Annotated in this window: 20 protein-coding genes; 13 read left to right on the plus strand and 7 right to left on the minus strand. The window is 62.0% G+C overall.

What is annotated here, in order from left to right; all coding sequences use genetic code 11:
• Window positions 1-114 precede the first annotated feature (114 nt).
• Both ACN5W5_RS05475 and ACN5W5_RS05480 read left to right on the plus strand, forming a co-directional pair.
• Window positions 115-1,914 carry an ATP-dependent nuclease gene (locus ACN5W5_RS05475; RefSeq protein WP_420047552.1) on the plus strand — a complete coding sequence of 600 codons (1,800 nt, stop codon included), beginning with the start codon at window positions 115-117 and terminating at the stop codon, window positions 1,912-1,914.
• A complete protein-coding gene (locus ACN5W5_RS05480) occupies window positions 1,907-3,694 on the plus strand; it encodes an ATP-dependent helicase (RefSeq protein WP_420047553.1) in 1,788 nt (595 codons plus the stop codon). The genes ACN5W5_RS05475 and ACN5W5_RS05480 overlap by 8 nt, the downstream gene beginning before the upstream one ends.
• A gap of 446 nt (window positions 3,695-4,140) precedes the next feature.
• Here ACN5W5_RS05480 and ACN5W5_RS05485 read toward each other — a convergent pair whose 3' ends face one another.
• Window positions 4,141-5,244, minus strand: coding sequence for a hypothetical protein (locus ACN5W5_RS05485; protein ID WP_420047554.1), 1,104 nt, complete (start codon window positions 5,242-5,244; stop codon window positions 4,141-4,143).
• 261 nt (window positions 5,245-5,505) lie between these two features.
• Here ACN5W5_RS05485 and ACN5W5_RS05490 point away from each other — a divergent pair, with 261 nt between their 5' ends.
• Window positions 5,506-6,126 (plus strand): hypothetical protein, encoded by a 621-nt coding sequence (locus ACN5W5_RS05490; RefSeq protein WP_420047555.1) that lies wholly within the window; start codon window positions 5,506-5,508, stop codon window positions 6,124-6,126.
• Between the two features lie 371 nt (window positions 6,127-6,497).
• Here the strand turns inward: ACN5W5_RS05490 and ACN5W5_RS05495 are convergent, their stop codons facing one another.
• The 3 genes from ACN5W5_RS05495 to ACN5W5_RS05505 are packed head-to-tail and all read right to left on the minus strand — an operon-like array spanning window position 6,498 to window position 8,844.
• Window positions 6,498-7,292 (minus strand): SIR2 family protein, encoded by a 795-nt coding sequence (locus ACN5W5_RS05495; RefSeq protein WP_420047556.1) that lies wholly within the window; start codon window positions 7,290-7,292, stop codon window positions 6,498-6,500.
• Window positions 7,289-7,849 (minus strand): non-canonical purine NTP pyrophosphatase, encoded by a 561-nt coding sequence (locus tag ACN5W5_RS05500; RefSeq protein WP_420047557.1) that lies wholly within the window; start codon window positions 7,847-7,849, stop codon window positions 7,289-7,291. The genes ACN5W5_RS05495 and ACN5W5_RS05500 overlap by 4 nt, the downstream gene beginning before the upstream one ends.
• Entirely contained in the window at window positions 7,846-8,844 is a 999-nt protein-coding gene (locus ACN5W5_RS05505) for an adenosine deaminase (RefSeq protein ID WP_420047558.1), read from the minus strand. Before ACN5W5_RS05505 ends, ACN5W5_RS05500 begins: the two co-directional genes overlap by 4 nt.
• Before the next feature lie 259 nt (window positions 8,845-9,103).
• Here ACN5W5_RS05505 and ACN5W5_RS05510 point away from each other — a divergent pair, with 259 nt between their 5' ends.
• On the plus strand, window positions 9,104-11,077 hold the full coding sequence (locus tag ACN5W5_RS05510; protein WP_420047559.1) for an AAA family ATPase: 1,974 nt from the start codon (window positions 9,104-9,106) through the stop codon (window positions 11,075-11,077).
• Between the two features lie 392 nt (window positions 11,078-11,469).
• Here ACN5W5_RS05510 and ACN5W5_RS05515 read toward each other — a convergent pair whose 3' ends face one another.
• The gene (locus tag ACN5W5_RS05515; protein WP_420047560.1) at window positions 11,470-11,955 is read right to left on the minus strand and encodes a GNAT family N-acetyltransferase; all 486 of its coding nucleotides are present in this window, start codon (window positions 11,953-11,955) and stop codon (window positions 11,470-11,472) included.
• Between the two features lie 18 nt (window positions 11,956-11,973).
• On the opposite strand from ACN5W5_RS05515, the gene ACN5W5_RS05520 reads away from it, so the two are divergent.
• A complete protein-coding gene (locus ACN5W5_RS05520) occupies window positions 11,974-14,106 on the plus strand; it encodes a CHAT domain-containing protein (RefSeq protein ID WP_420048162.1) in 2,133 nt (710 codons plus the stop codon).
• A gap of 442 nt (window positions 14,107-14,548) precedes the next feature.
• Here ACN5W5_RS05520 and glmS read toward each other — a convergent pair whose 3' ends face one another.
• The gene (glmS, locus tag ACN5W5_RS05525; protein ID WP_420047561.1) at window positions 14,549-16,411 is read right to left on the minus strand and encodes a glutamine--fructose-6-phosphate transaminase (isomerizing); all 1,863 of its coding nucleotides are present in this window, start codon (window positions 16,409-16,411) and stop codon (window positions 14,549-14,551) included.
• A 136-nt stretch (window positions 16,412-16,547) separates the two neighbouring features.
• Here glmS and ACN5W5_RS05530 point away from each other — a divergent pair, with 136 nt between their 5' ends.
• Both ACN5W5_RS05530 and ACN5W5_RS05535 read left to right on the plus strand, forming a co-directional pair.
• Window positions 16,548-17,057 (plus strand): Lrp/AsnC family transcriptional regulator, encoded by a 510-nt coding sequence (locus tag ACN5W5_RS05530; RefSeq protein WP_420047562.1) that lies wholly within the window; start codon window positions 16,548-16,550, stop codon window positions 17,055-17,057.
• Between the two features lie 85 nt (window positions 17,058-17,142).
• Window positions 17,143-17,838, plus strand: a complete 696-nt coding sequence (locus ACN5W5_RS05535; RefSeq protein ID WP_420047563.1) for a DUF2726 domain-containing protein — start codon at window positions 17,143-17,145, stop codon at window positions 17,836-17,838.
• Window positions 17,839-17,852: 14 nt separating this feature from the next.
• Here ACN5W5_RS05535 and glmU read toward each other — a convergent pair whose 3' ends face one another.
• The gene (gene glmU, locus ACN5W5_RS05540; RefSeq protein WP_420047564.1) at window positions 17,853-19,250 is read right to left on the minus strand and encodes a bifunctional UDP-N-acetylglucosamine diphosphorylase/glucosamine-1-phosphate N-acetyltransferase GlmU; all 1,398 of its coding nucleotides are present in this window, start codon (window positions 19,248-19,250) and stop codon (window positions 17,853-17,855) included.
• On the opposite strand from glmU, the gene ACN5W5_RS05545 reads away from it, so the two are divergent.
• The 6 genes from ACN5W5_RS05545 (at window position 19,249) to ACN5W5_RS05570 (ending at window position 24,004) form a co-directional block, all read left to right on the plus strand.
• Window positions 19,249-20,169, plus strand: a complete 921-nt coding sequence (locus tag ACN5W5_RS05545) for a DUF6279 family lipoprotein (RefSeq protein WP_420047565.1) — start codon at window positions 19,249-19,251, stop codon at window positions 20,167-20,169. The genes glmU and ACN5W5_RS05545 overlap by 2 nt on opposite strands.
• A 180-nt stretch (window positions 20,170-20,349) precedes the next feature.
• Window positions 20,350-21,102, plus strand: a complete 753-nt coding sequence (locus ACN5W5_RS05550) for a GntR family transcriptional regulator (protein WP_420047566.1) — start codon at window positions 20,350-20,352, stop codon at window positions 21,100-21,102.
• Window positions 21,099-21,893, plus strand: a complete 795-nt coding sequence (locus ACN5W5_RS05555) for a transporter substrate-binding domain-containing protein (RefSeq protein ID WP_420047567.1) — start codon at window positions 21,099-21,101, stop codon at window positions 21,891-21,893. The genes ACN5W5_RS05550 and ACN5W5_RS05555 overlap by 4 nt, the downstream gene beginning before the upstream one ends.
• A gap of 27 nt (window positions 21,894-21,920) precedes the next feature.
• Window positions 21,921-22,592, plus strand: coding sequence for an amino acid ABC transporter permease (locus ACN5W5_RS05560; protein WP_420047568.1), 672 nt, complete (start codon window positions 21,921-21,923; stop codon window positions 22,590-22,592).
• A complete protein-coding gene (locus ACN5W5_RS05565) occupies window positions 22,585-23,235 on the plus strand; it encodes an amino acid ABC transporter permease (protein ID WP_420047569.1) in 651 nt (216 codons plus the stop codon). The genes ACN5W5_RS05560 and ACN5W5_RS05565 overlap by 8 nt, the downstream gene beginning before the upstream one ends.
• On the plus strand, window positions 23,222-24,004 hold the full coding sequence (locus tag ACN5W5_RS05570) for an amino acid ABC transporter ATP-binding protein (protein ID WP_420047570.1): 783 nt from the start codon (window positions 23,222-23,224) through the stop codon (window positions 24,002-24,004). Before ACN5W5_RS05565 ends, ACN5W5_RS05570 begins: the two co-directional genes overlap by 14 nt.
• The last annotated feature ends 109 nt before the right edge of the window (window positions 24,005-24,113 follow it).

A 24,113-nucleotide genomic window follows, 5' to 3' on the forward strand; every position in this document is an offset into this window, starting at 1 on the left:
AGCACGCTTACCGATAGGGAGATGTGCTCCTGTCTGCCCCAAGCTCATAGCTCGCAACGCTCAGAAGAGCCTACGAACTGACGCTCAGTCAAAATGGATCAGATAGGAGCGCGCATGAAACTTACCCGGATCTGCATCAGAAACTTTCGCAACTTCAGCGAGATTGACATCGCGCTGGACGGCAACGTCGTCATCGTCGGCGAGAACCGCGTCGGCAAAAGCAATCTGCTCTACGCGCTGCGCCTCATCTTCGATCCCAGCCTGCCCGACAGCGCGCGGCAGTTGGGCCAGGGTGATTTCTGGGACGGGCTGGGCGAGCCACTCGAAGACGAGAAGATCACCGTGTTTGTCGAAGTGCAGAACTTCGAAGATGACTTAGACCTGCTGGCCCAACTCACGGACTTCCGACTCGACGATGATCCGGACACCGTGCGGCTCACCTACGAGTTCCGCCCAATCCCAGGTCTCGAAGGGTTTCCGGAGTCAGACGACGACTACGAGTTCCTTTGCTACGGCGGCGAAGCCGAGACGAAGAGGTTCGGCCATGATGTGCGCCGTCGCATCGCCATGGACCTCCTACCCGCGCTGCGCGACGCAGAAGGCGATCTGGCCACATGGCGCCGGTCGCCGTTGCGACCTTTGCTCGAGCGCGCGTTTGCGAGCGTGCCGGCAGAAGACCTCAAAGAGGTACGCGACGCGATCCATGCGGCGACAGGGCAACTGGCGGATTTCCCGTCCGTGCAGGGCCTGGAGCAGGCGCTGCGTGAACTCTTTACATCCATGAGCGGCCCCAAGCAGGACATCGAGCCCAGTCTGGGTTTCGTCACGACGGACGTGACGCGGCTGTTCCGCAATCTCCGGCTGCTGATCGACGGGGGCTTGCGCACGATCGGTGAAGCCAGCCTAGGCTCCGCGAACGTGGCCTTCCTGACCTTGAAGGCGCTGGAGTTGCGCCAGCTGATGAGCGAGAACCGCCGCGACCACTCGCTGCTGGCGATCGAAGAGCCCGAGGCTCACCTGCACCCGCACCTGCAGCGGTCGGTGTACCGCCACCTGTTCGAAGGACTCGAGGGCGACGGGGACGATCAACCGCTGTCACTCTTGTTGACCACCCACTCGCCGCACATCGCGAGCGTCGCACCGCTGCGTTCGCTTGTGCTGCTGCGCGACACGGCGAGCCTGGGCTCCTCTGCGACCTCGGTGGCGTCGATCGATCTCACCGACGACGACAAAGACGATCTGGCGCGATACTTAGATGTGACGCGCGCGGAGATGCTCTTCGCGCGGGGGATCATCCTGGTCGAAGGGGACGCGGAGAAGTTCCTGCTGCCGGTGTTCGCCGCCTCGATGGGGCATGACCTCGACCATCTCGGCATCACGGTGTGCTCTGTAGCGGGAACGAACTTCACGCCCTATGCGAAGTTCCTGACGGCGCTAGGCATCCCGTTCTCGATCATCACCGACTGGGATCCTCGTGCGCAGGGAGGGCCCCTTGGCTTCAACCGGTCTTGGAAACTGGTCGACACCATCGAGACCACGCGGACGGGCACATCCCCAAGGGAACTGATCAAGGAACTCAGAGCGATTGAGGACGGCCACGAGTTTGCCACGCGATGTGAGGCGCACGGCGTGTTCTCGAACATCGACACGCTGGAGGTGGACTTGTTCAAGGACGAGGACTTCACGCAGTCTCTTGTCGAGACGCTGCGCGAAGCATCATGGAGCTCAGAGCGCAAGGGATGGATCGATGGCTGGGAGGATGACGCGGAGACTCTGGACGTAGACAACTATCTGAAGCTGATCGACGTCGTTGGCAAGGGACGGTTCGCTCAGCGCCTAGCCTCGCGCATCGAGGGGGTCGAACCCCCAGCCTACATTGGCGCCGCCATTTCGTACGTGGTCGACCGTGTCTGACCGAGCGGCGTATCTTCGCGCCGCCGAGCAACTACGGGGCAATCCGGGGCAATGGACAGCATACGAGTCCACTGGGCACTGCATCGTGCTGGCGGGCCCGGGGAGCGGGAAAACCAAAACCCTCACTGCAAAAATGGCCCGCATCCTCGCCGAAGACGTGCACGAGCCCCGGGGCGTGGCATGCATTACCTACAACAACGAGTGCGCGCGTGAACTCGAGGAGCGGTTGGCATCCCTGGGCGTGGAGCCTAGCGGGCGAGTGTTCGTCGGGACGGTGCATTCGTTCTCGCTCACACAGATCGTCCTACCCTACGCGAAGGTGGCGGGGATGGGGCTGCCCGAAGGCTTCGGAGTGGCCACGCGGGCAGAGCGGCAGGCGGCACTGACCAAGGCGCTGGCCAGCACGGTGGAGCAGCCTGGAAATCTCCAGGACTGGGACTTTCGGCTTGGCAACTATCGCCGCTCATTCCTAAACCGCGACAGCGCGGAATGGCGCGACACCGATCCGGGGCTCGCCCGCCTCGTCGAGGCCTACGAAGCCGAGTTGCGTCGACGAGGCCTAATCGACTTCGACGACATGCCCCTGTTGGCCGTGCGCGCGCTGCGCGCCAACCCATGGCTGCAGCGCGCACTGCTCGCGAAATATCCGATCCTTGTGGTCGACGAGTACCAAGATCTGGGCACAGCGCTACACCGCATGGTGATGGGCCTGTGCTTCAGCACCGGCATGCGTCTATTTGCTGTTGGCGATGCCGACCAGTCGATCTACGGCTTCACCGGGGCCCGTCCCGATTTGCTGCGTCGCTTGTCCGAACGCGAGGACGTAGAAACCGTACGTTTGAAGCTGAACTATCGCAGCGGAAACCGCATTGTTGCGGCCTCCCGAGTGGCCTTAGGTGAGGAGCGGGGCTACGAGGCAGTCGACGCCGCGACGCAGGGCGCTGTGTTCATCCATCCGATGGGCGGTTCCTACGAGCAGCAGGCGGTGCGCATGGTCGGAGATCTTCTTCCGCAGGCACTCGCGCGCCATCCAGGGCTCAGCTATCGCGACGTCGCCGTGCTGTACCCGGCGGCCTGGATTGGCGATGCAGTGGCTGGCGCCGCGCACGCTGCAGGCATCGCATTCGTTCGCAACGACGGCAACGCTCTCTACCCGCGCTCCAGCCGACTTATGCAGTGGCTGGAAGTATGCGGGCAGTGGTGTTGTGGTGGCTGGAGAGCGGGCAAACCTCGGTTCACGCGCCTCCTGAAAGAAGGACGGTGGCTGTTCGCAGAGGCCCTGCACAGCGACGACCGGATAGTGGACTTCCATCGCCGGCTCATTGCCACCCTGTGGGATAGCCGGGATGCGAGCGTGAATCTGCACGGCTGGCTGGATGAGCTGAAGGCCCACGTAGTAGTGCCATTCGCCACTGGCTGTGTCGCACTGCGCGACGAGATGGAGACGCTGGCTTCGTTCACGGCGCGCATTGCGCCAGGGGGTGACCGCGCGGACATGGTTTTGGGCGAACTCGCCGGCGACGGTGAGCACCTTGACCGCTTGACGCTGTCGACGCTGCACAGCGCAAAAGGCAGGGAGTTCGGCCTAGTATTCATGTTTGGCATGGACAACGGTCGCTTGCCGCGCAACGGCGCGAGCCAAAGTCAACTTGTGGAGGCACGTCGGCTGTTCTATGTTGGGTTTACGCGAGCAAAATCCGAGGTCCATCTGACCCACAGTGCAAGACGCTCGTCGCTGTTCGTAGACGAAATCGAACAGCACTTAGCCAGCGAGGGTTGACAAGCATGGGATGGGAGAGTTTGTTTTGCGACGCCCTTAGTCTCGCGAACTCGCGCGCTTTGCGCGGATGTCCGCTCTCGGTCGCAGCAGTCATCTACGAGTAGATGCGCGACCGGCCGCTCGCAGCCTTGACCTGCCGCACAAGTTGGTGGTCCCAGGGGTCCGATCATGGTCGGAAGTGAGATTACAAGGCGGGGTTTGGAGCCAGACCGGCTCGATGTCTTTCCAGGCCAAAGTCGGCATGCGGCAACACCCGTGAGAACCCGGTCGGCCGGGAGCAGCCGATCCTCAGTCGCAGAACCAGACCTTCACATGGGATACGGCATCAATGTGCCACGACGAGAAGTTCAATCTCCCCTCAACTCACTCGCTTTTTGTGGAGGGGGGCATTCCATCGCAGGAAGGGACTTCGGCGATTTTGGACCCCCATGACATCAGGTCAGAGGTCACTCATGTGGCGTGCTTTTTTCCTTGTTGGTTGCCGCGATGTGGATGGCCATCTCGGATGCTTCACGCGTGTACCCCATTTCTACGAGGTCGGCGAGGCACTCAAGCTCGCTGGCCCAGGACCCTTGCGTCTTCGATTCCCGGCTAGAGGTGCCCAAGGGGGGACTGGTGACATGGACGGCCACGGCAACGCGTTGATCCGGCTTGGCCTTGCGAAGCAACCCCGCGTCCAGGACTGACGCGATGCGAGAGGGATCTCTGTCGACGCACAGGTCCAGGCGGGGAGCCGCAGTGATATCAAGTTCTGGAAAGAGTTTGGCGGCACCGATGACACCGCCGATGCGAACGGTTTGCGGAAGTTTGTCGGTTTCCTGAAGGCGGACAAGGCGCTTGACCATCTTTTCGGGTGTGTTCTGGCCGGTTGGATCTGTGAACAGGTGTACCTTGCGCTGCCGGGCATGTTCACGGGCCAGCTCCATCCATTCCCCTGAGGTCAGATATCGCAGCCGGACACCACGCTCACCCGAGTCTTCCAACCATCCCAGGTCTGCAAGCTCCTTGAGCACTGCCGCCACGGTTGGATAGCTCACTCGGCAGGTCTCCTGCAGGTATTTGACCGTCACCGGGGAGGCATTCCAAAGACGCAACTGCGCCAGGGCTGCAACGACGATCTGCCGTGGAGGGAGTTGGTGGGCGTAAACATCCTGGCGCTCCTTGGCAACCAGTTCTTCCAACCAGTCATAGAACCCGGCTGGCGCGCCCTCCATTGAACCGCTGAACGCGTTCACGTGGTGTCCCTGCGCATCACCCTTGCCGCACAGGAAGTGAATGCGGTCCGCGATCGCTGGGTGGATCACTTGCCGAAAACGCACCAGTTCCTCTTTCAGTCTCCCGGATGAGAGCCGCGTTTCAACGACAACGCACACGGCCTGATTCTTCGAGGGCTCTTGTCCGATGATGTAAGCGAGCGTCAGCAAGGCACCTCGAACGTCGCGCACGCTGTTGGTTTTCTTGACTTCAACATGTATGTGACCGTTGGAACCCTTCCAACAGCCATCCGCATTAGTGTCTGGCGCCTGTGATTTTTGAACTTGATCGATCATGAAGTTGCAACCTTAACAAAGAGGTGGCAACTAAACAATCATGCGGCGACTTAAAGTCGAGGCCTTATTGGCGCAGTTCGAATAGACCGAGGTTCCTTACGCGCCTGCTGTATGGGCAAATTCAATCGCACCTGAAGTGAGGCCCACCAAGACGCCTTCTCCTGGTGTGCGAGCCGTAGTTACAGTCAACCGCCAGCAAAACCGGATGCCATAGACTGCGGAACCACCACCAAACGGCATCTGCCCGGCAGATGAAGCCCCATGAGCTTGAACGACCACATCCTCCAATCGATCCAGAAATCTGGCCAGGCAATCCATGACAGCCGAGAGCTGCTCAAAGCCGAAGTGGCCCGCTACACCGAACACTTGATCAGTGTGATGGGCTCGCAGCCTTTGGGACCCATGGCGGACAGCGCGTTCGGGCAACTCAAACTGGTCGCACGCATGCACCAGGAAATGCAGGGACTGGAAGAACAGCTCCGCGGGATCTACCAGTCGGCCACGCATCTCAAGGCGAACGACGTGCAGATCATCGAAGCCCTTCCCCACCGTCGATCCACCGAGGCCTCCTCCGAGCGAGTGGAAGAAGCGAAAGTCGTGGCGCCAGTTGTGCGCCAAAAACCAGGCAGGAAGCCTTCGGCAAAGCCCGTTGCAGAGGCAGCGCCCGTCAAACGCCGCGGTGGTCGTTTCAGCACCAACGACGACAAGGTGCTGACCGCATTGCGCCGCCTGCTCAAAGAATTCAAGAACACCACGCTGCCGCAGGCGCAAATCGCTGCCGAGGCGGGCATTCCCGTTGGCTCGATTGCTGCCTCCCTGCACCGCCTACAAGATGCTGGGATGGTCGTACAGATGACACGGGGCCAGTACAGTCTGAACTGACCCTTTGTCCCAGCTGGACTTCAAGGCCTCAGACCCCAGAACCAGCACCAGGTCCGCACCGAGCGGACCGATACAACTGGTTGTAGTTCACGAGGCACATGTTTGTTCTTGGCAGTCACCGGGAGATACCGGACATCACTGACGGCAGCCATTGGGTGGCTGAGCTCACGCGCAGAGGGTAGCTTGCTGAAGTGGCTTCGTACTCACACTTCCGGCACGAACAGCCGCTGGGATCTGGCTGCTCAAGGTCGGTTGAATCCGCCGCTGAATGCAGTCATTCACGTTTGACGGGCTGAGCGACTGCTTCGGTCATGACCGGCCAATCGACGAACGACTCGTCAGTGGTTCATGGCAGGAGCCTGGCCGTCTCGTCAGGTCACGAGCTCCCGGAGGAAGTCCGTGAGCGCAGTCTTCGGATCGTCCTCATCGGACGCGATCATTTCAATGCCCCAGTGCCTCAGAACTTCTTCTGCCGCCGGATTCGGGCGGTTGGTGAAGACGTACGACTTGGGTCTCACCGAAGCCAGTGGCGACTTTCCCCACATCTCGGTCAGGCGATAGAACAGTAGCCGGATATTGAAGTCCGTCAGGCTATAGCCGATGAAGAGGACGGAGTTGCTCAGCACGTCGTTGCGGAGCTTGATGTCCAGCGGCGTGTCGAAGTTCAGCCGCTGGTAGTAGCTGGTCTCGTCGAGGACGATGGACTCGTCAGCTGCGAAGTCACCATGGAACTTGATGATCTGGCGGTGACCATCCCTGACAGCGACCATGTCCGCTACGCTGGCAATCCTGTCGTACTTCACGCCGAACTCGGCGTGGGCGATCTCAAGCCACCGGTCGTAGTTGGTGGTGTAGATCCGCGAGAAGTTGCCCAGGGTGATGAGCCGGTGAATATCTGAGGCCTTGATGTCTGTGGAAGGCTTGTGCCATTCGCGGTCCATCCAACTCCGCAGCTCGCCGAGTCCACCTCTCTTCTTTTTGTAGAACTCAGCCAGGGTCTGATAGTTTCCGTAGGTGGCAAACACCGCCGGGTCGTAGCCCAGCTCCTTGGCAATCTGCGCGATCAGCTGGCTCCAACTCGGCAAACCAAGGTTTGCAGACACGCCGGCGCCGACAAACAGCATCAGCTTGCCGCTGCTGTGGGCTTCGAGAAGTTCAGTTCTCATGTCGTGACTTTCAAAGTCTTGAGGTGAGCGGCAAACCTGTCCAACGCTAGACGGCGCATGGATATGTCGTCCTTTTCGGTACCCATTTCGGCAAACGTCCTCGTGTAGCCATCAGGGATGAACACACAGTCCCACTGGAAGTCCTCCGGCCCAGCAGGTGCGCGCGGAACGGTGCCCTCGATGGCACCTTCGAACAGGTGCATCTGGCGCCCGTCGCAGTACCCAAGCACCGTCTTTGCGATGACCTTGTCGTCACCCAGAGCGGCCACGAGGTCCGCGAAGCGCCTGGCTTCCAATCGGTCCCAAAAGATCTGGGTCAGTCCTGCGGGAAGGTCGTTCAGTCCCCTGAGATACAGCCCTGTGTGCTCGACGAACAGCGGGCGGCCGATCTCGTGGAACGCCTTGATCAGCTTGTCCCGCACGAGTGCGGGCACGTCCTGTGTCTGCAGTTCCTCGATCTTTCTGGATACAGGCACGATGTCCACGCCGACCGGGTCGAGTATGCGTTGTACTTCTTTGATCTTGTGCTCGTTGCCGGACATGAATCGAATCTTCATTTCAGATCCTCTATGAATGAAAAGCGCTTGGCGACTTCGTACTGCTGCTGCATGTCGCAGATGGAAAGGCCTTCGGCCATGGCGGCAGCTTGGTCGTCGGCCAGGCCGCCTTGATGGATCGCTGGGTTGTCGGAGCAGATCACGAACGGCACACCGCGGCGCCGGAACTCCTGCAGAGGATGGGCCTCATCGCGGGGAACGGCGCCCGTCAGCCGGTTGCTGATCGGGCAGACCTCAACGCAGACTTCCTCGGCAGCCAGCAGGTCCATCAAGGCCGGATCCTTGCCGGCGGCCGTGCCGTGGCCGATCCGATCAGCGTGGAAGAGCTCCACGGCCGCTCGCACGTTCTCCACGCGGCCAGTCTCTCCAGCGTGGATTGTGATGCCGAAACCATACCGGTCCTTGGCCTCACGGATCATCGCAGGCAGCTCAGCCGAGTAGGGCGTCTCTTCATCCCCCGCAAGGTCGAGCCCCACGACATCCTTTGGCCGTCCGATGTCCTCGTAGGCCTGCAAGAGGGTTGCGAGATTGACGGCGCTGTAGTCGCCCCGCGTCACGGTGAGGATCAAGCCCCGCCGGATGCCGTATTGCTGAGCCGCCCTGCCTGTCGACTCGATAAGGCGTTCCAACGCCTGCGCCGGCGTGCAGCTCTGAAGTCCGGTCAAGTACAGGACGCTGCTGCGGAGCTCGACGAAACGAACGGCGTTCTCTGCCAGGCTCGCAAGAACAGCATGGGCGAGGCGGTCAAGGTTCGCGCACTTCTTGGGGAAGAGTCGCAACACCTGCCACGGCATGAGGTACTCTGCCAGCGATTTGCACGGGGCAAGGCGGGTCATGTCCCGCTCGAAATCGAACCCAGCCGGAAACGACGTTGCTTCGTCGGCCATGATCTCTTGGATGGTCGACACAGGGACGGCGCCGTTCATATGTACGTGGAGTTCCCCCCGATCACGCACGTGGGTGTGCGCTCCGCCGTCGTCGAGGTCGTCGGCCACGCCCAAGAGGCCTGGTAGATCAAGTTGCCTCTGATTCAATCTCCGTCCCTAAATATGGGCTTCAGCCCCGGTTTTTGTGATGCTAGCGCAATACCCGCAGTGCGCGTCTTCTCAGAGACCCGCAATTGGCGCTGGCGATCCGTTGGGCTCCTTCGGCCTGAACTGGGCGTATTGATTCGAGTGGACGCCAGAGAACGTGACCCAATGGTTCCTACATGTGGTAACTTGCGCGCCAAGAAACTTGTTCGAGGGAGTGTCCATGAGGCTTGAGGCTTTCCGTGTCCAGAACTACCGTAGCATTGTCGATTCGGGCTGGGTAAAGATTGATGACATCGCGGTCATCGTCGGCAAAAACGAGTCGGGAAAGACGTCGCTGCTCAGAGCTCTGTTGAAATTCAAGCCGTTCAAGCCAGACCCGTATAGCCTCGACCGAGAGTGGCCTCGTGGGAAACGCAAGGACCGGTCCGCCGCATTTGAGGTGGTAACGGCTCGGTTTCTGTTCTCGGATGAGGAGAGGGCAAAGCTCGCCGCAGTGGACCCTGGGTATGTCGGCCTTGAAGGCATCGAACTCGGAAAGACATATGAGGGAAAGTTCTTGCCGAGATACCAGCCGCATGGAGTGCCTAGCGCGAGAAACGGTGCTTCTGCGAACGCACTGTTAGGGAGCGACGTTGACAAGCTTTTGATTGGGAAGCCTGCGGAAGTTGCCAAGACGCTGAAGGACGTTCTCACGGCCGCAAATCCGAACTTCGCCGACGCTGATGCGGCCAAGGCGAAGGCGTTGATTCCTGAAGTAAAGGGCCAACTTGTCGAGGCTGCAACGCTTATGGGGGATGCTGCACTCGCACAAGTAATCGGCTCGGCATGTGATGCCGTTCTGACAAAGCTGGCGCAGTCCCCGTGGGATGAGGCATGGAAGCTAGTTCACAAGTGGATTCCGACGTTCATCTACATGGACGACTTCCTTGCATTTAAAGGCACTGCGCATCTGAACCAAGTGAAGCAGCGCAAAGATGCGAATCAGCTTCAGGACGACGACCGCACCATCATCACCATTTTGGAGATGGCGGGCCTCGACCTTGATGAGGAAGTGACGAAGGGTGGGGAGAACGATCGCGAGCAGCGCATGCTCGACATGAATGACGCCAGTCAGACGCTCACCAATGAAATTGCGCAGCGATGGTCACAGAAAAAGTATGAGGTGCAGTTCAACGCCGACGGGTACCACTTCGTGACGTTCGTAAAAGACGAATCGGCCAAGGCATTGGTGCCCCTAGAAGAGCGCTCCAAGGGGTTTCAGTGGTTTTTTTCGTTCGACATGAAGTTCATGTATGAGACCGATGGTGACTTCGCGGGCGCCGTGATTCTTCTGGATGAACCCGGCCTGCACCTGCATGCGGCGGCACAACGTGATTTGCTTGCTCGACTCAAGGCCTACGCCGAGAATAACCAGCTCGTCTACACCACGCACCTGCCGTTCATGATTGACATGAATCGGCTCGACAACATCTGGATCGCAGAGGATCGACCCGGAGAAGGCACCAAGGTTCACAACGAGTGGGCAACCGCGGACAAGGACGCACGGTTCACGCTGCAGGCGGCACTTGGCCTGTCATGGGCCCAGTCGCTGTTCATTGGGCAGAAGAATCTGGTCGTGGAGGGAGTAACCGATTTCTGGTTCCTCAGTACGTTATCCACGTTGCTCGGCGAGGCGGGCGAGACCGGGTTGGCTGAGGACCTCGTAGTCACACCAGCAGGTGGTGCGTCCAAGGTCGCGTACCTGGCAACGCTACTTATGGGACAGGAGCTCAAGGTCGCAGCTCTTCTCGACTCCGACGAAGAAGGCCTGAAGGCCCAGAAACAGTTGGTCCATAACTGGCTGCTCGCTGACGGTGATGTTCTCATGCTTGGCACGGTTGTTGGGGCTGCGGGGACGTATGCAATCGAGGACCTCTTTGACTCGACCTACTACCTCGAGCACTCCAAGGCCGCTTATGCCAAGGAGCTGGGAGGGAAGGCAATCAAGTTACCGGCGAAGCCGGAAGGCTCAATAGTCGACCGTTTGGCCCTGCATTTCGAAAGCCAGGGGCTCACGTTCAACAAAGGGCGCGTTGCCAAACGCATCATGAAGGACTTGGCTACCAAGCAGGCCAAGGACCTTCCAGCCGCGACGTTGGACGGCTTCCGCAAGGCCATTGCCGCGGTAAACGCTGTGGTTGCCCGTTGGAGCTAGAGGCTTTGCCCACTGAGTTCGTTGCATTCTTCAAGCTGGTCGCTGTCATTCCCAGCGCGAATATTGAAATTCAACGGCTCCAACCTTCGGGTGAGCACACAAGGTCGCAGTACTTTGGAACCGACCGCCGGCGTCGCGGTCTCGTTCAAGCCGCTAAGTCCGGAATACTTCCGAGACTGTGAGTTCGTGGTGCGGCAGCGAACGACCGGACACGCTACAAACTTGCTTGTTGATGGCGAACACCCGCAGCTGTTTGCGGTCGTTCGGCAGGTCGCACTTGACGGGCGGCTTCCGACCCAAAGTAGAAATCGGATGCTACATTTTCACCGCCAGAGTGCTCACATTCAGTGTGTATTGTTCAGGGTGACGCACGACGGAACTACCCTCTCCGGTTACAAGATATTGAACGAATATTCCAGATCGCAAGTCGCCTCCAAATGCAGGATGGTCTCGATAAATCTCCCGAAAAGAAATCCATTCTTTTCAAGTGCACGAATCGACGCGATATTTCCGATGTTCACCGTCGCAACGACTTCGCCGCCTTTGAAGCGTCCGGTCAATTCGTTCAACAATGCTGCCACCACGCTCGTGGCGTATCCACGTCCCCAAAAGTCGTACCCGATCGCGTAGCCTATGTCGAACCTGCTCGACTCATCGAGTCGGTACCGGCAAAAGCCAATCGGCAGTTCGGAGTGCTCCGCGCGGTGCACTGTGAAGATCTGCCCTTCCGGGCGCACGTCGACGTCAAACCGAAGCACTAGCTCGTCAGGGGATTTCGGAGCCGGAAAGGTTAGGTACCGATAGAGTTCGTCGTTCTGAAGAAGCTCAAACAGAGCAGGGATGGCACTGTCCTCTAGCGCCCGAAGGAGAATGCTCAAGGTCGATCACCTTTGCAAATGGTCTGGGGATCAATTATCGACTACGAAGATAGCTTCGCCCTGTCGGAACGCTATGCTTGCACCATGCCTGAACACGATATCTCAAACGGTCCGCGAGATCGAAGTGACTTCTTCAACCAAGTCTTCATAGACGCAAGTGCTGCAGCCGGCTCCAAACATCTCCAAACGTTGATTGAGGTGTTTGCTGAGGGGGCCAAGCGCAACCGTTCCAACGCTGAGGCGGCCTTGGGTTGGCAGTTTGCGCAGTTCGTCGTTGGAGCCGTGGGTGCGCGCTCGGCCCTGTCAAGATACGAGTTGAATGAGGCCGGGGATTGGCTCGCTTGGTCCCTAACAGAGTCCATAGAACATGGCTCTGAGCAGCACCTGGAAGTCGGCAGGTTGGTGTCGTTCATCAATCCCATGATCTATAAGTGGGAGCATTTCGCAAACATCTACGTGGGCTGGTACAGCGACTTCTACTACTACGCGTTGCGTCGAGCCGCAATGCCTGAGATTGGAAAGGCGCTCCTCCCAAACGCGATTCGTGTTGTCGAAATGATGTGGCGGAAAGGGGTTTATGAGACGCTAGCAACGGCAGCAAGCAACCTCCTTGCATGGAGTGTCCAAGAATTCCCAGAAGCGGTGCCTCAGATTGCCCCGCTAGTAGTTGCGGCCGCGAATGATCCATCCACGGATGGACGCGCCCGGCTATTGCTTGCCATGACCCTGGCGGGCAGACCTGGAAGGGTTCTCGAGGTAGATCATGACGCTTGGAGGAATCTTGCGCTCCATGATCTGTCTGATTGGCATCGTCAGCACGACCGTCTTCAACTACTTGTGGAAGAGTTCGGATCGCGCGATGACCGTTCGGTTTTCGACGAGGTGGTCCGCGAGATCGACAGGTACCAGGGCTGGGCAGGTGAGCATGCTTCGCATAACGTGGATGCATACCGTGGTTTAGACGCACTGGCGCCGCTCGTGGGTGTAGCCCTGAATTGGTGTTTGGCGCGACGTCAATCAGATAGAGTGATGGAGCTCCTTTCGCACTGGTATCGAGTGCCTCATGGCGAGTCATTCGAGGCTGCAGATTTGCTCATTCAGAGCCCTTTCCACAGCGACGGCTACGTGGCTCTATTCGGCACCGAGGAGTTCCACATCGACGGCGACACTCAGGGGCGTCTCATTGAGCTCACTAAAGCGAGCAATAAGTTTCTCGGTGTCTTCCACAGCGTTGCGGGAGCCAGCGATGAAACGCCCCACGTTCCTGATCGGCAGGGGGTTGTGGACGTAAACGCTGGAGGCCGCTTCGAGGCTCAACTTTCCGAGACCTATCTACCAGCGGGTCTTGCTGCGAAGAGTTGGGATTTTTCTGGGCAAGTCTTCGTTCCCACCAAGGCACACCCCATTCAAGCGATGCAGGTCAGCTGCAGAGCTCGATCCGCGCCGATTGTCGCGTCGCTGCGCAAGCCTCGTCCAGACCGGAAGGTCAGACGGGTCGCAATTTGGTCTGGCGCAGGATCGATGACGGAAGAGATCGAGCGCGAATTGGTCGCCGCGACGTTTCGAAAGGGAGGAGCACATGTCGAAGTAGTTGCAGCGAAAGACGCCAGCATCGGCGACTTTCTAAAGCTGTACGAAGAAGATTCCTTCGATGTCATCTGGTTTATGTCGCACGGCACCTTCGAGCACTTCTCTCCGAAGAAAGCGAGCCTCGTCGTCGATTCAATCGGCAAAGAGGTGGGAATCGCACAGATTCTCACGCGCACGCCGAATTTAAAGGATCGACGCCTGCTTGTGTTGAACGTGTGTGACGGAGGCAGGTTTGAAGAGCTTGGAATCTTGCCGCGCGTGGGCGTAGCACCTGCCGCAGCCTCGGCTAGCCAAGCGACCGTATCGCACCTTTGGCCAGTACATGGGATATCTGCTGCAGCATTCGGCGTTGTGTTTGCTAGTCACCTCGCGTCGCAACCGTCCTTTTTCGACGCATTCACTAGAACGCTCGAGGACCTGTACGTACACAAGGATAATTTGGCTGACTTGGTGCGCTGCTCAGTTGGGGGAGATGCAAGCCAGCTTGTTGATCGCATCGAGCGAAGCAACATTGACTTCACCAATATCGCGCACTGGGGTTCGTCGGTGTTCTACTGCTAGGGAGCCTGCCCAATAGCGAGCGTTCAACCACTGGTCACAAACGGCAGCTAACGCTGCACATCGGTCCTAGCCTTCAGGATATCGACCGGCCAAAGTAAGTCGATCAGACTTTGGATGTAGCAATCACAACGTTCATCGCCTTGCGCCTCAAGGCGCTTGATCACCCGTAAAAGCGAGTGAAACCTTCGAGGCGCTGTCGGCCAATGCCGGCAGAACTTGGGAACTGGTTGTCGACTTAGCGACCCTTGGCTGATCGGATGCCTGAAATATTGGCCGATGCTTGGGACACATCAGACACAACTACATACCCCTGGCAGTACCAGCATGTGACGAAGAAATGCACCCAAAGCTGTTTACGACTTTAATGACGCGTTTACGACTTTAATAGCGAGTTTTCGACTTTAATTGTCAAGAACAAAAGCTTACAGCTTCGCACCCAGACTCACTCCACCGTGACGCTCTTGGCCAGATTTCTGGGCTTGTCCACATCCGTTCCCTTGGCCAGCGCCGTGTGATAGGCCAGCAGCTGCAGCGGCACCACGTGCAGGATGGGCGAGAGCGCGCCGTAGTGTTCGGGCATGCGGATGACGTGAATGCCTTCGCTGCTGCCGATGCGGGTGTCGGCATCGGCCAGCACATAGAGCACGCCGCCGCGCGCGCGCACTTCCTGCATGTTGCTCTTGAGTTTTTCGAGCAGCGTGTCGTTGGGCGCCACGGTCACCACCGGCATGGCGCTGGTGACCAGGGCCAATGGGCCGTGCTTGAGTTCACCGGCCGGGTAGGCCTCGGCATGGATGTAGCTGATCTCCTTGAGCTTCAAGGCGCCCTCGAGCGCGATCGGGTAGTGCAGGCCGCGACCGAGGAACAAAGCGTTGTCCATGCGCGCGAAGTCTTCGGACCAGCTGATCACCTGGGGCTCCAGCGCCAGCACGGCCTGCAGCGCCACGGGCAGGTGGCGCATGGCTTTGAGGTGTTGCGCTTCCTGTTCGTCGCTCAAATGGCCACGCACTTGCGCCAGCGCGAGCGTCAGCAGGAACAGGCCGGCGAGCTGGGTGGTGAAGGCCTTGGTGGAGGCCACGCCGATCTCGACCCCCGCGCGGGTGATGTAGGCCAGTTCACATTCCCGCACCATGGCGCTGGTGGCCACGTTGCAGATGGTCAGCGTGTGTTTCATGCCCAGGCCCTGGGCGTGGCGCAGTGCGGCGAGAGTGTCGGCGGTTTCACCACTTTGCGTGATGGTGACGACCAGCGTGCGCGGGTTGGACACGCTGGTGCGGTAGCGGTATTCGCTGGCCACCTCGACCTGGGTGGGGATCTTGGCGATGTCTTCCAGCCAGTACTTCGCCGTGCAGCCGCTGTAGTAGCTGGTGCCGCAGGCGAGGATGAGCACGTTGTCGATGTCCTTGAAGATGCGCCAGGCACCGTCGCCGAACAGCTCGGGCGTGATGCCACCCACGCCTTCGAGCGTGTCGCCGATGGCGCGTGGCTGCTCGAAGATTTCCTTCTGCATGTAGTGGCGGTAGGGACCGAGCTCGGCCGCGCCGCTGTGCGCGTGCACGGTTTTCACCGGGCGCTGGGTCGCGTCAAAACTGCGGCCTTGCCCGTCGGTCACCCAGTAACGGCCGAGCTGCAGGTCCACCAGATCGCCCTCTTCCAGATAGACGATCTGGTCGGTCACGCCGGCCAGGGCCATGGCGTCGCTGGCCAGGAAGTGCTCCTGCCCGCCCTCGCCCACACCCAGGATCAGCGGCGAACCGGCGCGTGCGCCGACCACACGGTGCGGCTCGTCCTTGTGGAACACCGCCAGCGCATAGGCACCGTGCAACTGCGCCACCGCCGCCTGCAAGGCCGCGAACACGTCACCTTCGTAGAGCGAGTCGATCAGGTGCGCGATGACTTCGGTGTCGGTCTGGCTCTCGAACACGTAGCCCTTGGCCTGCAGGGCGGCGCGCAGTTCATCGTGGTTCTCGATGATGCCGTTGTGCACCAGCGCGACACGGCCGGCCGTGCCATCGGTGGAACTGTGCCCGGGGCCGTGGCTGAAGTGCGGGTGGGCGTTGTGCACGGCGGGCGCGCCGTGGGTGGCCCAGCGCGTGTGGGCGATGCCGGTGCCGCTGGCGATGGACTCCAGTTTCACCTGCTCGATCAGTTCGGCCACGCGGGCGGTGCTGCGCGCACGCTGCAGGCCGCCCGTGTGCACCGCCACACCGCAGGAGTCGTAACCGCGGTATTCCAGCCGCTGCAAACCCTGAACCAGCACGGGGACGACATCACGCCCCGAAACCCCTGCCACGATGCCACACATATCGGTCTCCAGACACATCAGAAAGATGCGATGCTACCGAGTCGTGCAGGAAATTTATGATCATTAATACAAACAAAACAACCTAAAATTTCATTTTATAACCACCACAACCATTTAGATCATAAACATGTAAATTATGGAATCTGATTTCATAGATGAGGCCGACTGGCGCCTGCTGGACCTGTTGCAGACCGACGCTTCGATGAGCAACCAGACCCTGGCCGGGCTGGCCCACGTCTCGCCCCCGACCAGCCTGCGTCGCATCAAGCGCTTGAAACAGCTCGGCCTGATTGAGAAGCAGGTGGCGCTGCTCAGCCCCGACCGACTGGCCGCTTCGACGGGCCACGGCCTCACGGCCCTGCTGGAGATCACCCTGGAACGCCAGGGCGCCGAACACCTGGAGACGTTCGAGACCCGCGCCGTAGCCGAGGCCGCCGTGCAGCAGTGTTACCGCGTGAGCCCCGGGCCAGATTTCATGCTGGTCGTGCACACGCCCGACATGCCCGGCTATCTCGCGCTCGCCCAGCGCCTGTTCACCAGCGACGCCAATGTGCGCAACGTGAAGGCCTTCTTCAGCATCAAGCGCGCCAAGTTCGATCCCCGCCTGCCCCTTCCCTTGCGCCCCCATCCCGCAGACAATAGGTAACAGAGCGTTCGTTGTAGCAATTTATGACTACAAAATCCTAAAATGGCGGCTCAAAAAACAATCGGCTGTCACATTTGGAGGTTGCATGTTCCCACTCTGGATCGCATTCATGATCGCCCTGGCCCTGGTGGGCCTGGGTGTCTGGGCTTACAGGCGGTATGCGCCCCAGCCCTCGGGCCGGGAGGATCGCTACACGCCGGAACGCATCCTCACGCCCGAGCAGGTCGCCATGCTGGACTACCTGCATGACACCTTTCCCGGGCAGGTCGTGTTGCCCCAGGTGAAGCTCAAGGACATGCTCTCCATCCGGCGCGCCACCGACCGCCGGCGCGCCGAGGAGCGCCTGGCCAAGCAGCAGGTGGACTTTGTGGTCTGCGGCCAGGACGGCCGGCCCATGTTTGCGTTCGACATCGAGCAGTACCACCTGAGCAACGCCAAGGCCAAGGCCCACCAGGTGAAGATGAAGAACCGCATCCTCAAGACCGCGGGTGTGCGCTTCCTTTTCCTCAAGAACGGCATCCACCGCATGCCCTCGCCCAGCGAGTTCCGCAAGCAGCTGGACCTGGCCGCCCTGCCCCAGCCCATCCCGAAGGAAGCGAGCGAGCCCGAGAGCGTGCGCCAGCAGCTGGAGTCGAAGTTTTCGGAGTTCGACCAAGTCTTCCCCGCGACCGGCTTTCGCGATTCGGAGGTCATGGGCATGAGCGGCCTGATGGACCTGGGCAACGAAGACAGCGACCGGCAAGCCCGGCAGCGCCCCTCCACCCAGCGCCAGCGCGCCTGATCGGGCTCAGTCTCTCAGGGCTTTTTCTTCGCCGGGCGCTGCCAGTTGGGCAGCGTCACCTGTTTGCCGCGGGCAATGGCCAGGCTGCCGGGCGGTGTGTCCTTGGTGATGGTCGAACCCCCGCCCACCGTGCCGCCAGCGCCGAGGGTGACCGGCGCCACCAGCACGCAGTTGCTGCCCACGTGCACGTCGGCCTCGATCACCGTGCGGTGCTTGTTGGCGCCGTCGTAGTTGGCGGTGATGCTGCCCGCACCGTAGTTCACCCGCTCGCCCACCGTGGCGTCGCCCAGGTAGGCCAGGTGGTTGGCCTTGGCGCCTGCGGCCAGGGTACTGTTCTTCACCTCGACGAAGTTGCCGATGTGCACCTCGGCGCCCAGCTGCGCACCCGGGCGCAGGCGCGCAAACGGCCCGATCAGCGAACCCGGCCCCACGCTCACGCCAAGCTTCTCCCCGTCGATGTGGGTGAAGGGGTGGATCACCGCGCCCGCTTCGATCACCGCGTTGGCGATCACGCAGTTCGCCCCGATGCGCACGCCGTCGCCCAGCGAGACCTGGCCATCGAACACGCAGTTGACGTCGATCTCCACGTCCTGCCCGCACACCAGCGCGCCCCGCACGTCCAGCCGCGCCGGGTCGGCCAGGCGCACACCCTGCTCCATCAGCGCCTCGGCCACCCGCCGCTGGTGGGCGCGCTCCAGTTCGGCCAGCTGCAGCGGGCTGTTCACGCCCGCCACCTGCACCGCGTCGGCGATGCGGTGCGCCTGCACGCTCAGGCCATCGCCCACGGCGAACTTCACCACGTCGGTGAGGTAGTACTCGCCCTGGGCGTTCTGGTTGTCCAGCCGCGCCAGCCAGCCTTTGAGCAGCCGCGTCGGCACGGCCATGATGCCGCTGTAGATCTCGGTGATGGCGCGCTGGGCTTCGCTGGCGTCCTTGTGCTCCACGATGGCCTGCACCGAGCCGTCGGCCGATCGCACGATGCGGCCATAGCCGGTGGGGTCGGGCATGTCCAGCGTGAGCAAGGCCATCCGCTCGCCCGCGCACAGGTCGAGCAACGCCTGCAGCGTCTCGGGCCGGGTCAGCGGCACGTCGCCCGACAACACCAGGGTCACGCCGTCGTCCGGCAGCACCGGGGCGGCCTGCTGCACCGCGTGGCCGGTGCCCAGCTGCGGCGCCTGGCGCACGTATTTCAGCTGCGTGCCACCCGCTGGCGCATGCAGTCCGGCCTCGACCCGCTCGGCGCCGTGGCCGGTGATCACCACCACCGAGCGCGCCGATAGCCGCGCCGCCGTGTCGATCACATGCTGGGCCAGAGCGCGCCCTCCCAATCGGTGCAACACTTTGGGCAACTGGCTCTTCATGCGCGTGCCCTTGCCGGCCGCCATCACCACCACATCCACTGGGAACGACATGAACACCTCTGTTGGGGAAAGTTGGCGCAGCCAGCTGGCGGGCGCTTGTCAGCCAGGCATTATCGCCGTGCGGGTCGGTCGGCTGGCCATGGTGCTGACCCTTGGCCTGGCGCTGGCGGCGTGCAGCACGCTGCGACTGGGTTACAGCCAGGGCCCCAATCTCACCTACTGGTGGCTCGACAGCCACGTGGATTTCGACAACGGCCAGTCGGCCCGCGTGCGCGAAGACATCGACGGGCTGTTCGCCTGGCACCGCAGCAGCGAGCTGCCCGCCTATGCCGATCTGCTGCGCCGCTGGCAACGCATGGCCCCGCAGGACCTCACGGCGAGCCAGGCCTGTGGCGAGTTCGACACCGTGCGCGCTCGCTTCAACACCGTGCTGGAGCGCAGCGTCGAACCGCTGGCCCGGCTGGCGCTGCAGCTCAGCCCCGCCCAGCTCGACCATCTGGAGCGCCACCACCGCAAGAGCAACCAGACCTTCGAGAAGGACTTTCTGCAGGGCAGCCCCGAGCAGCGGCTGGACCGCCGCCTGGAGCGTGCCCTCGAACGCAGCGAACGGCTGTATGGCCCCTTGACCCCCGCCCAGCAAGCGCTGGTGCGCGAGCAGCTGCGACGCTCCCCCTGGGACCCGCTGCGCACCCAGGCCGAGCGCGAGCGCCGGCAGGCCGACCAGCTGCAGACCGTGCGCCGGGCGCAGGCCAACCCGTCGGCCGCGGCCCAGGCGGTGCGCGACCTCATGATCCGCATCACCACCTCGCCGACGCCGGGCTACGACACCTACAACCAGCAACTGGTGCAGAGCGGCTGCGCCCAGTTCGCCAACCTGCACAACAGCACCACGCCCGCGCAGCGTGCCCACGCGGTGCAGACGCTCCAGGCCTACCAGGACGACCTGCGCGCACTGGCTGGAGCGCTCTGAGGCCCGCCGGCCGGCCAGGCACCAGAACAGGAACCGCGGCGCCACCTGCTGAGCGCTTGTGGTGCGCCCGGCCGGTTTTTGGCCGTCCGGCGCACAAGTCTGGCGCACCAAACTTGCATACAAGACTGGTATGGCCATGGCACGGAATTCGCATGGAAGCAACCCACAAAGGTTTTTTCCATGGTCAGCTCCACCGACATCGCCCAACGCATCATCGAAGCCATCCTGGCGCAGCGCCTCGCCCCCGGCACCCGCCTGGGCGAGCAGAGTCTCTCGATGCTGTTCGACTGCAGCCGCACCCTGGTGCGCGAGGCGCTGGTGCGCCTGGCCACGCGCGGCATCGTCACCGTCAGCTCGCGCCGCGGCTGGTACGTGGTGCAGCCATCGCACGACGAAGCGCGTGAGGCGTTCGAGGCGCGGCGCGTCATCGAGACCGGCCTGATCCGCCGCACCGGCCCGGTGGACAAGGCCGCGGTCAAACGCCTGAAGCAACACCTCAAGCGCGAGCAGGACGCGCTCAAGGGCGACGACGTGGGCCAGCGCAGCTACCTGCTGGGCGACTTCCATGTCTGCCTCGCCGAATGCCTGGGCAACCAGCTGCTGGCCGACACGCTGCGCGACTACACCGCGCGCACCACGCTGATCGCCATGCTCTACCAGAGCACGCACGACGCGGTGCAGTCCTGTCAGGACCACGTGGCCATCGTCGAAGCGCTCGCGCGCGGCGACACCGCCGAGGCCGAGCGCCTGATGGAAGAACACATCGGCCAGGTGCAGGCAGCCTTGCGCCTGGCCCCGGCCAACGACCCGCTGGCCAATCTGCGCGAAGCCCTGGCTCCGCTCTCCCCGGCACCACGCGCCCCCAAGGGTCGCGCGGCCGCCAAGGATCCCTCCCACCCCGCCCCCGAAACCTACCTAGGAAGCTTGTTATGAAGACCACCAAACGCCTGTTTCTTGCCACCGCCGTTGCGTTCGGCGCATTCGCCAGCCTGGGCACCGCGCAGGCCCAGACCGCGCTCGACGACGTGATGAAAGCCAAGACCATCAAGATCGCGATCCCGACCGACTTCCCGCCCTACGGCTTCGTCGGCACCGACCTGCAGCCCCAGGGCCTCGACATCGACACCGCCAGGCTCATCGCAACCAAGCTGGGCGTGAAAGTCGAGCTCGTGCCCGTGACCAGCGCCAACCGCATTCCCTACCTGCAGACCCGGAAGGCCGACCTCGTGATCTCGACCCTGGGCAAGAACGCCGAACGTCTGGCGGTGATCGACTTCACCGCCGCCTACTCGCCCTTCTTTCAGGCTGTGTTCGCGCCCAAGTCCCTCGCGATCACCAGCTTTGCCGACCTCGCTGGCAAAACCATTGGGGTGACCCGCGGCGCCATCGAAGACCAGGAACTCACCAAGCTCGCGCCCGCCACCGCCGACGTGAAGCGCTTCGAAGACAACAACGCCACCGTCTCGGCTTTCGTCTCGGGCCAGACCCAGCTCATCGCCACCGGCGCTTCGGTGGCCGGCAACATGATGGCGCGCAACCCGCAGCTGGGTGCCGAATACAAGCTGCTGCTCAAGGACAGCCCCAACTTCATTGGCGTGGCCAAGGGAGAAGATGCGCTGCGACTGAAAGTGAACGACATCATCATCGCGGCCAAGAAGTCGGGGGAGATCGACGCCATGGCCAAGAAGTGGCTGGGCCGTCCGGCCGGCACCTTGCCCGAATAAGGTCTCGGCGATTTCTGCGAGAGCGCCATGCGCATCGAATTCGACTTCATCGCCGTGCTGGTTCAGTGGCCGCTGCTCGCCAAGGGCGTGCTCTGGACGCTGGGCCTGACCGCCATCTCGGCCGTGATCGGTCTGGTGGTGGGCACGTTCTGCGCCTGGGCGCGCAGCAGCGGTCCGCTGTGGCTGCGCTGGGTGGTGGGCTGCTATGTGGAACTCATCCGCAACACGCCCTTCATCGTGCAGCTGTTCTTCGTGTTCTTCGGCCTGCCGGCCGCAGGCGTGAAACTCACACCCGAGATCGCGTCGGTGATCGCGATGGTGATCAACCTCGGCGCCTACGCGGCCGAGATCATCCGCGCCGGCATCGAAGCCACGCCCAAGGGCCAGTTCGAAGCCGCGGCCAGCCTGGCGCTCTCCAGACTGCAGATCTTCCGCTACGTGGTGCTGCCGCCCGCGCTGCAGAAGGTGTGGCCCGCGCTCACCAGCCAGATCATCATCGTGATGCTGGGTTCGGCCGTGTGTGGCCAGATCTCCACCGAAGAACTCAGCTACGCGGCCAACCTGATCCAGAGCCGCAACTTCCGCGCCTTCGAGGCCTTCATCATCGCGACCGGCATCTACCTGCTGCTGTCCATCGGCGTGCGAGCCCTGCTCAACTGGGCCGGACCGCGTTATCTCTTTGGAGGCCGCCGTGGTTGATTTTTCACTGTGGGACATTTTCCGCAACCTGCTGCTGGCCGCGCGCTGGACGGTGGGCCTCTCGCTGATCGCCTTCATCGGCGGCGGCCTGGTGGGTCTGGCCCTGCTGGTGGCGCGCACCGCGCGCTGGCCCGGCGCCGAGCGCCTCACCGCCGGCTACGTGCAGCTGTTCCAGGGCACGCCGCTGCTGATGCAGCTGTTCCTGGCCTACTTCGGCCTCGCGCTGTTTGGTGTGGACACCTCGGCCTGGATGGCCGCGGCCGTGGCGCTCACGCTCTACACCAGTGCCTTCCTGGTGGAAATCTGGCGCGGCTGCGTGGCCGCCGTGCCCAAGGGCCAGTGGGAAGCAGCGCAGAGCCTGGCGCTGAGCTTTGGCGAGCAACTGCGCCACGTGATCCTGCCGCAGGCCACGCGCATCGCCATCGCGCCCACCGTGGGCTTTCTGGTGCAGGTCGTCAAAGGCACCGCGCTGGCCTCGGTGATCGGCTTCGTCGAGCTCACCAAGGCCGGCACCATGATCACCAACGCCACCTTCCAGCCCTTCCTGGTCTACAGCTGCGTGGCCCTTCTGTACTTTGCGCTGTGCTTCCCTGTGAGCCTGTATGCGCGCTCCCTGGAAAGGAAGATGAATGCCAACCGTTGAAGCCCTCGCGGAATCAGCCGCCGTGAAAACCGCCGCCAGCCCCATCGTCGACATCCACCAGCTGCGCAAGTCCTACGGCAGCAACGAGGTGCTCAAGGGCATCGACCTGCAGGTCAAGCCCGGCGAGGTGATCGCCATCATCGGCAAGAGCGGCTCGGGCAAGAGCACGCTGCTGCGTTGCATCAACGGGCTGGAGGTGTTCCAGTCCGGCAGCCTGAGCGTGGACGGCCAGCCGCTGCTGCACGGCAACGCCGCCGCCATGCGCGAGCTGCGCCAGCACGTGGGCATGATCTTCCAGAACTTCAACCTGTTCCCGCACCTGAGCGTGGGCAAAAACGTGATGCTCGCGCCCGGCCTGGTGAAGAAGACCGACAGCGCCGCCGGTGACACCAAGGCGCGCCAGCTATTGGACCGCGTGGGCCTGGGCGAGAAGTTCGACGCCTTCCCCGACCAGCTCTCCGGCGGCCAGCAGCAGCGCGTGGCGATCGCCCGTGCGCTGGCGATGGAGCCCAGCGTGCTGCTCTGCGACGAGATCACCTCGGCGCTCGACCCCGAACTCGTGGGCGAGGTGCTGCGTGTGGTGGAGTCGCTGGCCGACGAGGGCATGACGCTGCTGATGGTCACGCACGAGATGGGTTTCGCGCGCAAGGTGAGCGACCGCGTGATCTTCATGCACCAGGGCCGCGTGCACGAGATGGGCCCACCGGCCGAGCTGTTCGGCAGCCCGCAGACGCCGGAGCTGCAGCAGTTCCTGTCGTCGATACACTGACCCCCCCGCGCCGCCTTCGGCGTCACCCCCAAAGGGCGGCACTGGCGGCCCGGCAAAGCCGGTTCCGCGGTGCCCTGGGCTGGGGTGGCTTCAATCGTTGCTGGTCGCG

It is taken from the genome of Hydrogenophaga sp. ZJX-1, assembly GCF_048590325.1.
Taxonomy (GTDB): Bacteria; Pseudomonadota; Gammaproteobacteria; order Burkholderiales; family Burkholderiaceae_C; genus Hydrogenophaga.

Bases quoted from the DNA above. Each gene is read 5' to 3' on its own strand.
- ACN5W5_RS05475 (WP_420047552.1), top strand. From the start codon at position 115: ATGAAACTTACCCGGATCTGCATCAGAAACTTTCGCAACTTCAGCGAG.
- ACN5W5_RS05485 (WP_420047554.1), bottom strand. From the start codon at position 5,244: ATGATCGATCAAGTTCAAAAATCACAGGCGCCAGACACTAATGCGGAT.
- ACN5W5_RS05490 (WP_420047555.1), top strand. From the start codon at position 5,506: ATGAGCTTGAACGACCACATCCTCCAATCGATCCAGAAATCTGGCCAG.
- ACN5W5_RS05495 (WP_420047556.1), bottom strand. From the start codon at position 7,292: ATGAGAACTGAACTTCTCGAAGCCCACAGCAGCGGCAAGCTGATGCTG.
- ACN5W5_RS05500 (WP_420047557.1), bottom strand. From the start codon at position 7,849: ATGAAGATTCGATTCATGTCCGGCAACGAGCACAAGATCAAAGAAGTA.
- ACN5W5_RS05510 (WP_420047559.1), top strand. From the start codon at position 9,104: ATGAGGCTTGAGGCTTTCCGTGTCCAGAACTACCGTAGCATTGTCGAT.
- ACN5W5_RS05520 (WP_420048162.1), top strand. From the start codon at position 11,974: ATGGTCTGGGGATCAATTATCGACTACGAAGATAGCTTCGCCCTGTCG.
- glmS (WP_420047561.1), bottom strand. From the start codon at position 16,411: ATGTGTGGCATCGTGGCAGGGGTTTCGGGGCGTGATGTCGTCCCCGTG.
- ACN5W5_RS05530 (WP_420047562.1), top strand. From the start codon at position 16,548: ATGGAATCTGATTTCATAGATGAGGCCGACTGGCGCCTGCTGGACCTG.
- ACN5W5_RS05535 (WP_420047563.1), top strand. From the start codon at position 17,143: ATGTTCCCACTCTGGATCGCATTCATGATCGCCCTGGCCCTGGTGGGC.
- ACN5W5_RS05545 (WP_420047565.1), top strand. From the start codon at position 19,249: ATGAACACCTCTGTTGGGGAAAGTTGGCGCAGCCAGCTGGCGGGCGCT.
- glmU (WP_420047564.1), bottom strand. From the start codon at position 19,250: ATGTCGTTCCCAGTGGATGTGGTGGTGATGGCGGCCGGCAAGGGCACG.
- ACN5W5_RS05550 (WP_420047566.1), top strand. From the start codon at position 20,350: ATGGTCAGCTCCACCGACATCGCCCAACGCATCATCGAAGCCATCCTG.
- ACN5W5_RS05555 (WP_420047567.1), top strand. From the start codon at position 21,099: ATGAAGACCACCAAACGCCTGTTTCTTGCCACCGCCGTTGCGTTCGGC.
- ACN5W5_RS05560 (WP_420047568.1), top strand. From the start codon at position 21,921: ATGCGCATCGAATTCGACTTCATCGCCGTGCTGGTTCAGTGGCCGCTG.
- ACN5W5_RS05570 (WP_420047570.1), top strand. From the start codon at position 23,222: ATGCCAACCGTTGAAGCCCTCGCGGAATCAGCCGCCGTGAAAACCGCC.